Below are 12,667 nucleotides of genomic sequence, written 5' to 3' on the forward strand. Positions count from 1 at the left end.
GGGGTTGACCTGCGGGCCACGGCGTCCCCCCCTGCTTGTCCGCGCGATTACCTCTCGATAATTCCGCAAAGTCCGCAAGTTGCGGAAATTCAAGCGAGGCAAACATGCGTGAGGCTCCATCGACCGGGCTCGCGAAGAACTTCGGTCAGTATCGGGAAATCGCCCAGCGCGAGCCGATCGCCGTTACCAGTCACGGACGCGCCGCAGGTTACTTCATGTCAGCGGTCGAGTTTGAAGAATTGCAACGCTACAAGGCGCTGGCAGGCCACTCGTTTGCCACTGCCGACCTGCCTTCCGAGAAAGTCGAGGCCATCGCGGCGGGCCGCATGTCTTCGGAGCATGACCATCTCGACGCCCTGCTCGAAGCCGAGTGATCTGATCCGCTGCCTCGGACAACGCGGTGCCGGAGGGAGACCTGGGCGCGCTGCTGTCGCGGGCGGCCCAAAAAGCGAACACCCTGGGGCCTGTTTCAGGATGATTGAGTGAGAACGCTCGTCGCTCCGGCGAAGGCCGGGGCCTGGTTACGAGGAAGGTGCCTTTGTCGGCACGAGATCCCGGCCTGCGCCGGGATGACGACAAGGCGTTTCACGGCTTCCGTCAAACAGAAAAGACCTCTATTGAGGGTCGGCGATCTCCGGACCTGCCGTCAGTCGGGTTTCTTCGCGTAGCGGCTGGCGGGATAGCGGAAGGGCGGGAGCGTCTTTGTCTCGCCGGCCGTCGCTTTCGCATCTGGACTCGTCTTGGCTTTCGATGCCGCCGGGGACGTCACGGGTTGCTTCGCCGGTTGCTTGACCGGGCCGGTCTCGGTCGGGGCCGATGCTTTGGCGCCGGCCCTTCGAGGTGTCTTCTTCGGGAGGCCCGGCGGCGCGACGTCGGCCTCCGGTCCCTTTGCATCGGCGGAAGCCTTGTTGCCGAGGCCAAGCGACAGGGCCTGGGCGGAGCGATAGCGTGCATAGGCGGGGGCCACCATCGGGTAGGCATCGTCCAGCCCCCATTTCCGTCTGTACTCGTCCGGCGTGAGACCGTGGCTGACGCGCAGGTGCCGCTTCAGCGACTTGAACTTCAGACCGTCTTCGAGGCAGGCGAGGTGCGTGTCGCTGATCGAGCTTTTGATCGGGACCGCGGGCTTTGCCGGGACATCGGGCGCTGCGAGCGCCTGCGGCGGCGGCCCCAAGTCGTCGAGCGCCGCGTGGACGCGAGCAATCAGCGCGGGCAGGTCGGCGGTCGTGACTTTGTTACCGATGCAATAGGCCCTTACGAGCTGGGCCGTAAGCAACACCGAGGCCTGGGCGCCATCCGCCTCGGGTCCTGCGGCCAAGGCGTCAGGTTCCGCCAGCGCGCGCGTTTGATCAGTCAAGCTCGCCCCTCCGAAATGCACACCGTCGTGACCGATACGGCACCATTCCCACATTGTCGCTGGATGATCCGCCGCTGGCTACCGCGCGGCAATGATAAGCATCTCCGCGCACAGCTCATAGGCCCACCGATTCGGTGGTGGACGAAGCGGTAATGCGGCCGTGAGCGCGAATTTCCCCGGCCGCAGTCCTCAACTCTTGCCCACGATAGTCCCGGCTGCGGCGGCTACACGGGCAAACCCCACAAATGAGAAGGCCGCCCGAAGGCGGCCTTGCACATAATCTCTGTGAAGAGATTGGTCGGAGTGAGAGGATTCGAACCTCCGGCCCCTAGCTCCCGAAGCTAGTGCTCTACCAGGCTGAGCTACACTCCGACCGGGAGGCCGGCCTTGTAGCACCGGGGCCGGCCCTGTTCAAGCCAATGTTTCAGAATTCTCAATAGGCCCGCTCGATGCAGAAATCGATCACGCCTTCGAGGGCGCGGCGATACTCCCCGTCGGGGAAGCGGGAGAGGGCGGCGCGGGCCATGTTGCCATAGTGGCGGGCGCGGTCGACGGTGGCGTCCAGCGTGTCGTGTTGCCGCATCAGGCGCAGCGCGGTCTCGAGGTCGCCGTCCTTCTGGTCGCGGGCTTCCATGCAGCGGCGCCAGAAGGCCTGTTCCGCCTCGTCGGCGGCGGCGAAGGCGAGGACGACCGGCAGGGTGATCTTGCCTTCACGGAAATCGTCGCCCACGGTCTTGCCCAGCGTCTCCTCGTCGGCCTGATAGTCGAGGGCGTCGTCGATCAGCTGGAAGGCGATGCCGAGATAGCGGCCATAGTCGGCGAGGGCCAGTTCATCCTCGGCCGGGCGGCCGGCGACGACGGCGCCGACGCGGGTCGCGGCGGCGAAGAGGGCGGCGGTCTTGGCCGCGATCACCTGCAGGTAATCGTCCTCGGTGGTCGCCAGGTTGTTGGCGGTGGTCAGCTGCATCACCTCGCCCTCGGCGATGATGGCCGAGGCTTCCGAGAGAATGCCGAGCACGGCGATCGAACCATCCTGGGTCATCAGCTGGAACGAGCGGCTGAACAGGAAATCGCCGACGAGGACGCTGGCCTGATTGCCCCAGACGATATTGGCGGTGGCCCGGCCCCGGCGCAGGGCCGATTCGTCGACCACGTCGTCATGCAGCAGGGTGGCGGTATGGATGAATTCGACGCAGGCGGCGAGGCGGATGTGCCGCTCCCCCTGATAACCGCAGAGCCGCGCGGCGGCGATCAGCAACACGGGGCGCAGGCGCTTGCCGCCGGAGGCGATGATATGGCCGGCGAGTTCCGGGATCAGCGGCACGTCCGAGACCATGCGGGTGCGGATCTCGGTATCGACCTTGGCGAAATCCTCGGCGACGAGACGCAGCAGCACTTCGAGCGCATTGGCCGGCGCCGCGCCCTGGCTGTCCTTGTCCCGCCCCTCTTCCAGTGATACGACCACGCCCAAACCCATGCTCCTGCCGGTAAGATGCGGGCGCAGCATAGGAGCGCCCGAAGAGGGCGGTCAACCGCAGCGGTAGCGGCGCGCCTCGCGCCTCATTAAACCATCGAAGGGGATCACGGTGCAGGAATTGATCCGGACCAATGATCTCGTGCTGATTTCCTATGTCGACAGCCTGCTGAAGGCCGAGGGAATCCCGCTTCTGGTCCTCGATTCGCATTCGTCGGTGATCGATGGCTCGATCGGCATGGTGCCGCGCCGCCTGATGGTCGGCGACGACGATCAGGCGCGGGCCCGCCGCCTGCTGACCGAAGCGGGCCTTGGCCAGGAATTGCACGAGAAAGGCACCGGCTTTTGGCCGTGACCGCCATGACCGTGACGGAAGACCTGTTGCTGGGCGGGCGCCTGCGCCTGCTGCAACCCGAGGACGGCTACCGCGCGGCGATCGATCCCGTGCTGCTGGCGGCATCGGTCGCCATACCGGAAGGCGCGCGGGTGCTGGACCTCGGCTGCGGCACCGGGGCCGCCCTGCTCTGCCTCGGCTGGCGGCGGCCGGATCTTCGCCTTGTCGGGCTGGACGCCGATGAAACGGCCCTCGCCCTGGCGGAGCGCAGCGCCGCCCTGAACGACATGGCCGGTCGCAGCACCTTCCTGCGCCAGGCGGTCGAGGATGGCCTGCCGCGCCAGGCCTTCGACGCGGTGATGACCAATCCGCCCTATCTCGACCCCGGTCGAGGCACCGCCCCGGCGAACGTAAGGCGCGATGCCCATATGGAAGGCCGCGCCGACCTTGCCCGCTGGCTGGACGAGGCGATCCGCGCCCTGCGCCCCAAGGGCAGCCTGCACATCATCCATCGGGCCGATCGCCTGCCCGAGATCCTGGCCCTGATCGCGCCCCGCCTCGGCGCCATCGAGATCCTGCCTTTGTGGCCGAAGGCGGGAGCCGAGGCGCGCCGTGTCATCGTCACCGGCCGGCTGGACCGGCGGACACCGGCGCGGCTGCTGCCCGGCCTCGTCCTTCACGAGGCGGACGGTCGCTTCACCCCGGCGGCTGAGGCGATCCTGCGCGGCGGCCAGCGCCTCGGCTGATCACGCGCCGCGCACCACCCGTTCGATATCGGCGCGCTGAACGCCGATATCGGCCAGCAGAAAATCATCGAGCCCGGCAAGATAACGCGCCGCCCGCCGCCGCTCCCGATAGGCGAGAAAGGCCGCCACCAGGGCGCGAAGGCCGGGCGGCCGCGACCGGCGAGGGACGACCTGCGACAGGGTGCTGGCCTTGGACATGACTCCTCCTTCAGGGCGCGGGGGTGCGCCATCCATGGATCGTTTCACTGTGTTTCGAGGGGCGAGGCCCCGTCAGGACCCGGCCTGACGACACAGGACCATGAGGCTGATAATTCGGCAATTTTATTGTTTTTATTGAAATCATAGTCATTGTTTATGAATGCGTGACCTGAACCTCGACCAGCTGCGCGCCTTCCTCGCGGTTGTCGAGGCCGGCGGCTTTTCCGCGGCGGCGCGGCGGCTGAACCTGTCACAGCCGGCGGTCAGCGTGCAGATCCGCGAGCTGGAGAGCCGGCTGGGCCTGCGACTGATCGACCGGCTGGGCAAACGCGCCCATCCGACCGCGGCCGGGGCCGAACTGGTCGAACACGGCCAGGGCATCATGGCGGCGGTCGAGGCGGCGGAATCGGCCATGCGCCGGCACCGCGACGGCTGGCTGGGCCGGGTGCGAATCGGCACCGGCGCCGCCACCCTGACCTATCTGCTGCCGCCCGTGCTGCGGGATCTGCGCGGCGCCTATCCCCAGATCGAGGTTTCGGTCGCGACCGGCACCACCGACGACATGATCGACCACCTGATGGCCAACCGGATGGATATCGGCATCGTCACCCTGCCGGTCAGCCATCCGGGCATCGAGCTGACGGTGATCGACACCAAGCAACTGGTCGCCATCCTGCCGGCGGCGCAGGGCGCCCTGCCCCCGGTTCTGCGCCCGGCGGATCTGGAGGGCCTGCCCCTGGTCATCGAGCACCGGGGCTCGAACCTGACCCGGCTCGTCCTCGACTGGCTGGCGGCCGGCGGCGTGACCCCCGCGCCCATCCTGGAATACGACGGGCTGGAGGCGGTGAAGGCGATCGTCGCCGCCGGTCTTGGCTATTCCATCATCCAGCTGGAAGCGACGAAGGATGGCGTCGCCCGCGATCAACTGGTGGTCCGGCCGCTGGACCCGGCCCTGCCCCGGGTCATCGCCCTGGCGCGGCGCCGGGACAAGCCGGTGGACCGGGCGCTGGCCATCGTCACCACGGCGCTGATGACGCTGGGCGGCGATAGGGCTTGAGCCGGCGGCGGCCGCGCCCCATGTTGTCGCCATCATGTCCGTATCGACCGCCCTCCGCCGCCTGCTGCCGTCCTTCCTGGGCGGCAAGCGTCCGCCCACCGTCGCCGTGCTGCGCCTCGAAGGCGTCATCGGCGCCATGGGGGGCCTGCGTCAGGGCCTCACCATCGCCGGCACCGCCGCCCTGATCGACCGCGCCTTCAAGGTCAGGCCCCTGTCGGCGGTCGCCCTCGTCATCAATTCGCCGGGCGGCGCCGCCACCCAGTCGGCCCTGATCCACGAGCGCATTCGCCTCCTCGCCGAGGAAAAGAAGGTGCCCGTCTATGCCTTCTGCGAGGATGTCGCGGCCTCGGGCGGCTACATGCTGGCGCTGGCGGCGGACCGCATCATCGCCCATCCCACGTCCATCGTCGGCTCGATCGGGGTGATTTCCGGCGGTTTCGGCTTCGACAAGGCGATCAGCAAGCTGGGAATCGAGCGGCGGATCTATACCGCCGGCGCCAACAAGCACCGGCTGGACCCCTTCCTGCCGGAAAACCCGGACGATATCACCCACCTGAAAAGCCTGCAGGCCGATATCCACGCGATCTTCAAGGACATGGTCACCGGCCGCCGGGGCCTGCGCCTGAAGGAGACGGCGGGCGATCTCTTCACCGGCGACGTCTGGACCGGGCGCCGCGCCCTCGAGCTCGGCCTGATCGACGGACTGGGCGAGATTCGCTCGACCCTGAAGGCGGAACTGGGCGAGAAGGTTCGGCTGGTGCCGATCGCGCCGAAGAAGCGTATGTTCGCCCTCGGCCGGCTGCTGACGCGCCGGGGTGGTCTCGATGGGGGTGGTCTGGCAGGCGACGCGCTGTCGACGGTCGAGGCGCGCGGCCTGTGGTCCCGTTTCGGTCTCTAGAAGCATGGCGGAAGCGACGCGGCCAGCTCGTCGTCATCCCGGCGAAGGCCGGGATCTCGTTCCGGCAAAGGAGCCTTTCTCGTAAAAAGGCTCCGGCCTTCGCCGGAGCGACGAAGGTTCCTGTTCAATCGTTCTGAAAATGACCCTGGGGGAATTCGGCCATGCTCGGCCTCTTGATCAAGGCCTTCGCCATTCTGCTGGCCCTCGGCCTTGCTTATGTCTCGATCAAGCGCGCCTTCCTGCCGCAGCGCAAGAAGGCGGCCGAAGTGCCGCCGCAGCCGGCGAAAAAACCCCCGGTGATCGAGGCGGACGACATGGTGCGCTGCCCGGCCTGCGGCACCTATAACGCCGCCGGCCAGCCCTGCGCCGCCCCCGACTGCCCGACCAACCGGAGCTGAGGGCGCCGCCATGCGCTCACCGGGCGGGAGCGCCGCCGAAGGGCAGGGTTGACCCGAGGGGGGGCGCGTCATTAACGTGCGGCCACCTTCACGCCTTGTTCAGGTAGCCCATCTCATGTCGGCGCAGACGGCGGCGAAAGCCCCGCCCTTCCAGGATCTCATCCTGACCCTTCAGACCTATTGGGCCCGTCAGGGCTGCATCCTGATGCAGCCCTACGACATGGAGGTCGGCGCGGGTACCTTCCACCCGGCGACGACGCTGCGCACCCTGGGCGCCAAGCCCTGGAACGCGGCCTATGTCCAGCCCTCGCGCCGGCCCAAGGACGGCCGCTATGGCGAGAACCCGAACCGGCTCCAGCATTATTACCAGTTCCAGGTCATCCTGAAGCCGAGCCCGGACAATGTCATCGACCTTTACCTCGGCTCCCTGAAGGCGCTCGGCATCGATGTCGACAATCACGACATCCGCTTCGTCGAGGACGACTGGGAAAGCCCGACGCTGGGCGCCTGGGGCCTCGGCTGGGAAGTCTGGTGCGACGGCATGGAGGTGACCCAGTTCACCTATTTCCAGCAGGTCGGCGGCATCGACGTCGATCCCGTGGCCGGCGAGATCACCTATGGTCTCGAGCGCCTCGCCATGTATGTGCAGGGTGTCGAGCGGGTCTACGACCTCGACTGGAACGGCCGCGGCGTCACCTATGGCGACGTCTACCTCCAGGCCGAGAAGGAATTCTCCGCCTATAATTTCGAGCACGCGAATACCGAGGTGCTGTTCCAGCATTTTCGCGACGCGGAAGCCGAATGCGCCGCCCTTCTCGCGAAGGCCCTGCCCCTGCCCGCCTATGACCAATGCATGAAGGCCAGTCATCTGTTCAATCTGCTCGACGCCCGCGGGGTGATTTCCGTGACCGAACGCGCCGCCTATATCGGCCGGGTGCGCGCCCTCGCCAAGGGCTGCTGCGAAGCCTGGGTCGTTACGCAGGAGGCGAAGTGATGCCCGAGCTTCTGATCGAGATCCGCTCCGAGGAAATCCCCGCCCGGATGCAGGTGAAGGCCGCCGACGACCTGAAACGCATCTTCACCGACGGTTTCACCGCCCTCGGCCTGAAATTCGGTGCCGCCCGCGCCTATTCGACCCCGCGCCGCCTCGCCGTCGTGATCGAGGAGCTGGACGCGGCCCAGGCCGACCTGCGGGAAGAGCGTCGTGGCCCCCGCGTCGGCGCGCCGGAAGCCGCCATCGCCGGTTTCTGCACCTCGGCCGGCGTCGCCCGCGAGGCGTTGCAGGTCCAGGAAACCCCCAAGGGCAATTTCTATATCGCCCAGATCGAGCGGCGCGGCCGCCCGACCACCGAGGTGATCGCCGAATTGCTGACCGGCGCCCTGTGGAGTTTCCCCTGGCCGAAGTCCATGCGCTGGGGTGCCGAGGCCGCCGGTCCATCGTCGAAACTGACCTGGGTGCGGCCGATCCACACGGTGATCGCCCTGTTCGGCGGCGACGTGGTGCCCTTCAGCCTCGCCCGCAATGACGATACCGGCCATGGCATCAGGGCCGGCAATGTCACCGCCGGCCACCGCTTCATGGGCCGCGAGACGTTCGAGGTCAGCGGTTTCGCCGATTATCAGGCCCGGCTCCGCGCCGCCTATGTCATCATCGACCCCGATGAGCGGAAGAAGATCATCTGGGCCGACGCCGAGAAGATCGCTGCCCAGGCCGGCCTCGAGGTGACGCCCGATCCCGCCCTCCTCGACGAAGTGGCGGGCCTCGTCGAATGGCCGGTGCCCCTGATGGGCCGCATCGACGATGCCTTCATGGCAGTCCCGGCCGAGGTCCTGACCTCGACCATGCGGGCCAACCAGAAGTATTTCGCCCTGCGCGATCCCGTGACCGGCAAGATGGCGCCCCGCTTCCTGACCGTCGCCAATCTGCTGGCCAGGGACGGCGGCGCCGCCATCGCGGCGGGCAACGAGCGCGTGCTGCGCGCGCGCCTGTCGGACGCCAAATTCTTCTGGGATCAGGACCTGAAAGCCACCCTCGAATCCCGCGTCGCCAGGCTGGACAGCATCGTGTTCCACGCCAGGCTCGGCACCGTGGGCGAGAAGGTGAAGCGGATCGAGAAGCTGGCGGTCGAGATCGCCGGCACGATCGGCGCCGACCCCACCAAGGCCGCCCGCGCCGCCCTGCTGGCCAAGGCCGATCTCGTTTCCGACATCGTCGGCGAATTCCCCGAGGTCCAGGGCATCATGGGGCGTTACTACGCCCTGAAGGACGGCGAGGACGCGGTGGTCGCCGAGGCCATCGCCGACCATTGGAAGCCGCAGGGCCCGTCCGACAAATGCCCGTCCGACCTCGTCGCGGTCTCCGTCGCCCTCGCCGACAAGATCGACACGCTCACCGGCTTCTTCGCCATCGACGAAAAGCCGACGGGCTCCAAGGACCCCTTCGCGCTGCGCCGCGCCGCGCTCGGCGTCATCCGGCTGATCGTCGAGAACGGCCTTCGCCTGCCGCTGCGGCCGCTGTTCGGCGCGGTCGCCGACAGCCTGCTCGACTTCTTCCACGACCGGCTCAAGGTCTCGCTGAAGGATCAGGGCGTCGCCCATGACCTGATCAACGCCGTGCTGGGCACCGGGGCGGAAGACGACCTCACCCGCCTTGTCGAAAAGGTCTCGGCGCTGAAGTCCTTCCTCGAGACCGAGGACGGGCGGAACCTGCTGGCCGCCTATCGCCGTGCCTCCAACATCCTCCGCATCGAGGAAAAGAAGGATGGCGCGCGTTACCAGGGCCCGGCCGACCGAAGCCTGTTCGCCGCCGAAGAGGAAAAGGCGCTTGGCGCCCGTCTCGACGAGGCGATGCCGCTGGCCCTCGCGGCCCTGCGGAAGGAAGGTTTCGCCGAATGCATGCAGGCGCTCGCGCTGCTGCGTAACCCCGTCGATGCCTTCTTCGAGAAGGTGACGGTGAATGCCGACGATGTGGCCCTTCGCGCCAATCGCCTGAAGCTGCTTGCGGAAATCCGCGGGGCCCTTGACGGGATCGCCGATTTCTCGCGTATCGAGGGATAAGGTCATGACCAAGTGGGTGTATACCTTCGGTGACGGCAAGGCCGACGGCCGGGCCGAGATGAAGAACCTTCTGGGCGGCAAGGGCGCGAACCTCGCCGAAATGTCCCATCTGGGGCTGCCGGTGCCGCCGGGCTTCACCATCACGACGGAAGTCTGCACCTATTATTACGACCACGGCAAAACCTATCCCGACACGCTGAACGGCGATGTCCGGGCCGCCGTCGCCGATGTCGGCGCCAAGGTCGGCGCGATCTTCGGCGACAAGGACAATCCCCTTCTCGTCTCGGTCCGTTCGGGCGCGCGGGCGTCGATGCCGGGCATGATGGACACGGTCCTCAACCTCGGCCTCAACGACGAGACCGTGGCCGGCCTCGCCAGACAGGCGGGCGACGAGCGTTTCGCCTATGACAGCTATCGCCGCTTCATCCAGATGTATTCCGACGTCGTGCTCGACGTCGGCCATCATCACTTCGAGGAAATCCTCGAGATCCACAAGGAAGAGCGGGGTTACACCCTCGACACCGACCTGACCACCGACGACCTGAAGGCCCTGATCGCCGAATACAAGGCCAAGGTCGCGGCGGAACTGGGCAAGCCCTTCCCGATCGATGTGAACGAGCAGCTGTGGGGCGCCATCGGCGCCGTCTTCGGCTCGTGGCGCAATGCCCGGGCCGAGACCTACCGCCGCCTGAACGATATTCCCGAAAGCTGGGGCACGGCGGTCAACGTCCAGGCCATGGTCTTCGGCAACATGGGCGAGACCTCGGCGACCGGCGTCGCCTTCACCCGCAACCCGTCGACCGGCACCGCCGAGATCTACGGCGAATATCTGATCAACGCGCAAGGGGAGGACGTCGTCGCCGGCATCCGCACCCCGCAATATCTGTCGAAGGCGGCCCGCGTCGGCGCGGGCGATACCAAGCCCTCGATGGAAGAGAGCATGCCGGAAGTCTTCGCTCAGCTGGTCGACGTGTTCCACACGCTGGAGCGGCATTACCGCGACATGCAGGACATCGAATTCACCGTCCAGCGCGGCAAGCTGTGGATGCTGCAGACCCGCTCGGGCAAGCGCACCGCCAAGGCCGCGCTGAAGATCGCCGTCGAACTGGCCGGTGAAGGCCTGATCGACCGCGAGACCGCGATCCTGCGCGTCGACCCGCAGATGCTGGACCAGCTGCTGCACCCGACCCTCGACCCCAAGGCCCCGCGCGAAATCCTGACGCGCGGCCTGCCGGCCTCGCCCGGCGCCGCCTCCGGCATCATCAGCTTCACCGCCGACGATACCGAGAAGCTGGCAGCTTCGGGCCGCAAGGTCATTCTGGTGCGCGCCGAAACCTCGCCGGAAGACATCCACGGGATGCACGCGGCGCAGGGGATTCTCACCTCGCGCGGGGGCATGACTTCCCACGCCGCCGTGGTCGCGCGCGGCATGGGCCGGCCTTGCGTCTCGGGCGCCGGCGCCCTGAAGATCGACGCCGCCGCCCAGACCATGACCGTGCTGGGCAAGGTCTTGAAGCGCGGCGACGTCATCACCATCGATGGCGCGACCGGCGAGGTCATGCTGGGCGAAGTGCCGACGGTGCAGCCAGAACTCTCCGGCGATTTCTCGATCCTGATGGGCTGGGCCGACTCTGTCCGCCGCCTGAAGGTGCGCACCAACGCGGAAACCCCGCTCGATGCCGAAACCGCGCGGCGCTTCGGCGCCGAGGGCATTGGCCTGTGCCGGACCGAACATATGTTCTTCGAGGCGGATCGCATCCTCGCCGTCCGCGAAATGATCCTGTCGAGCGACATCAAGGGCCGGGAGGCCGCCCTGGCCAAGCTGCTGCCGGTGCAGCGCGGCGATTTCGTGAAACTGTTCGAGATCATGGCCGGCCTGCCGGTCACCATCCGCCTGCTCGATCCGCCGCTGCATGAATTCCTGCCCCACACCGACGCGGAACTGGCCGAGGTCGCCGCCGCCGCCGGGGTGCCGGTCAGCGTGATCAAGTCGCGCGCCCATGAGCTGGCGGAATCCAACCCCATGCTGGGCCATCGCGGCTGCCGTCTCGGCATCACCTATCCCGAGATCTACGAGATGCAGGCCCGCGCGATCTTCGAGGCGGCGATCGAGGTCGGCGAGCGCGCCGGCTCGACCGTGACGCCCGAGATCATGATCCCGCTGGTCGCGACCAAGGCCGAGCTGGACATCCTGAAGGGCAAGATCGCCATCGTCGCCAGGGCGGTCGCGGCCGAAAAGGGCAAGGACATCCCCTATCTGATCGGCACCATGATCGAATTGCCGCGCGCGGCGCTGCGCGGCGGCGAGATCGCCGAATCGGCGGAATTCTTCTCCTTCGGCACCAACGACCTGACCCAGACCACCTTCGGCATCTCGCGCGACGACGCCGCCCATTTCCTGGACGATTACCTGCGCGCCGGCATCTTCCAGAAGGACCCCTTCGTCTCGATCGACGAGGACGGCGTGGGCGAGCTGGTCCGCATCGCGGCCGAGCGCGGCCGGGCGACACGGCCCAACCTCAAGCTCGGCATCTGCGGCGAGCATGGCGGCGATCCGGCCTCCATCTTCTTCTGCGAGAAGGTCGGGCTCGACTATGTCTCCTGCTCGCCCTACCGCGTGCCGATCGCCCGCCTTGCCGCGGCGCAGGCGGCGCTGCAGAAGTAAGGTTGAGAGAAACGGGCGACACCGGGCTTCCCCACCTCACCCCGGCCCTCTCCCCCCGGAGGGCGGAGAGGGAGACGAACCCTTGTAACTTCGGCTCATCCACATCTGGTAGACTACCGGTTGCGGTGGCAGGCGAGAGACCGACAGCCCTGAGGGCCCCCAAGCCCGTAGGAGAGCAAGGGTCTTCGCCTGCCGTTCCATCGAACCCGAACAGTCGCCTGGGCCGCTCGCGAAGCCCGCTTGCGCAAGGATGGGTAAAGATGGACGCCCTCGTCATTGGTATCGATGTCTCGAAGGATCGGCTCGACGTTTGTTGCTATCCTCAGGCGGAGCCCTTCGCCGTGTCCCGCAACGCTGACGGCATCGCCGCCCTCGTCGAGCGCCTGCGGCCGCTTCAGCCCAAAGCCATCGGTCTCGAAGCCACCGGTGGCTTCGAGACCGTCGTCGCCGCCGGCCTCGCCGCCGCAGGACTGCCGGTCGTCG

General features: G+C 67.2%; 12 protein-coding genes, 1 tRNA gene and 1 pseudogene. 10 read left to right on the forward strand and 4 right to left on the reverse strand.

Annotated features, from left to right (window positions below; all coding sequences use genetic code 11):
- Positions 1-104 precede the first annotated feature (104 nt).
- Positions 105-374 carry a hypothetical protein gene (locus WAZ62_RS19170; RefSeq protein ID WP_422645136.1) on the forward strand — a complete coding sequence of 90 codons (270 nt, stop codon included), beginning with the start codon at positions 105-107 and terminating at the stop codon, positions 372-374.
- Positions 375-646: 272 nt separating this feature from the next.
- Here WAZ62_RS19170 and WAZ62_RS19175 read toward each other — a convergent pair whose 3' ends face one another.
- From WAZ62_RS19175 to WAZ62_RS19185, 3 genes are all read right to left on the reverse strand, one after another.
- Positions 647-1,357 carry a MucR family transcriptional regulator gene (locus WAZ62_RS19175; RefSeq protein ID WP_422645137.1) on the reverse strand — a complete coding sequence of 237 codons (711 nt, stop codon included), beginning with the start codon at positions 1,355-1,357 and terminating at the stop codon, positions 647-649.
- 295 nt (positions 1,358-1,652) lie between these two features.
- A tRNA-Pro gene (locus WAZ62_RS19180) sits at positions 1,653-1,729 on the reverse strand.
- Between the two features lie 61 nt (positions 1,730-1,790).
- Positions 1,791-2,828, reverse strand: a complete 1,038-nt coding sequence (locus WAZ62_RS19185) for a polyprenyl synthetase family protein (protein ID WP_422645138.1) — start codon at positions 2,826-2,828, stop codon at positions 1,791-1,793.
- Between the two features lie 115 nt (positions 2,829-2,943).
- Here WAZ62_RS19185 and WAZ62_RS19190 point away from each other — a divergent pair, with 115 nt between their 5' ends.
- Positions 2,944-3,186 carry a DUF2007 domain-containing protein gene (locus WAZ62_RS19190; RefSeq protein ID WP_422645139.1) on the forward strand — a complete coding sequence of 81 codons (243 nt, stop codon included), beginning with the start codon at positions 2,944-2,946 and terminating at the stop codon, positions 3,184-3,186.
- 5 nt (positions 3,187-3,191) lie between these two features.
- Entirely contained in the window at positions 3,192-3,911 is a 720-nt protein-coding gene (locus tag WAZ62_RS19195; protein WP_422645148.1) for a tRNA1(Val) (adenine(37)-N6)-methyltransferase, read from the forward strand.
- On the opposite strand, the gene WAZ62_RS19200 is transcribed toward WAZ62_RS19195, so the two are convergent.
- A complete protein-coding gene (locus WAZ62_RS19200; protein WP_422645140.1) occupies positions 3,912-4,109 on the reverse strand; it encodes a DUF1127 domain-containing protein in 198 nt (65 codons plus the stop codon).
- 160 nt (positions 4,110-4,269) lie between these two features.
- Between WAZ62_RS19200 and WAZ62_RS19205 the strand changes: the two genes are divergently transcribed.
- From WAZ62_RS19205 to WAZ62_RS19235, 7 genes and pseudogenes are all read left to right on the forward strand, one after another.
- The gene (locus tag WAZ62_RS19205; protein WP_422645141.1) at positions 4,270-5,166 is read left to right on the forward strand and encodes a LysR family transcriptional regulator; all 897 of its coding nucleotides are present in this window, start codon (positions 4,270-4,272) and stop codon (positions 5,164-5,166) included.
- 34 nt (positions 5,167-5,200) lie between these two features.
- A complete protein-coding gene (locus tag WAZ62_RS19210; RefSeq protein ID WP_422645142.1) occupies positions 5,201-6,064 on the forward strand; it encodes a S49 family peptidase in 864 nt (287 codons plus the stop codon).
- A 161-nt stretch (positions 6,065-6,225) separates the two neighbouring features.
- On the forward strand, positions 6,226-6,462 hold the full coding sequence (locus tag WAZ62_RS19215) for a hypothetical protein (RefSeq protein ID WP_422645143.1): 237 nt from the start codon (positions 6,226-6,228) through the stop codon (positions 6,460-6,462).
- 115 nt (positions 6,463-6,577) lie between these two features.
- Positions 6,578-7,456, forward strand: a complete 879-nt coding sequence (locus tag WAZ62_RS19220) for a glycine--tRNA ligase subunit alpha (protein ID WP_422645144.1) — start codon at positions 6,578-6,580, stop codon at positions 7,454-7,456.
- Positions 7,456-9,519, forward strand: coding sequence for a glycine--tRNA ligase subunit beta (gene glyS / locus WAZ62_RS19225; protein WP_422645145.1), 2,064 nt, complete (start codon positions 7,456-7,458; stop codon positions 9,517-9,519). The genes WAZ62_RS19220 and glyS overlap by 1 nt, the downstream gene beginning before the upstream one ends.
- Before the next feature lie 4 nt (positions 9,520-9,523).
- A complete protein-coding gene (gene ppdK, locus WAZ62_RS19230) occupies positions 9,524-12,184 on the forward strand; it encodes a pyruvate, phosphate dikinase (RefSeq protein ID WP_422645146.1) in 2,661 nt (886 codons plus the stop codon).
- 260 nt (positions 12,185-12,444) lie between these two features.
- Positions 12,445-12,667: pseudogene (locus WAZ62_RS19235) on the forward strand (IS110 family transposase); the annotation flags it as partial.

This window comes from Zavarzinia sp., assembly GCF_049306435.1.
Taxonomy (GTDB): Bacteria; Pseudomonadota; Alphaproteobacteria; order Zavarziniales; family Zavarziniaceae; genus Zavarzinia.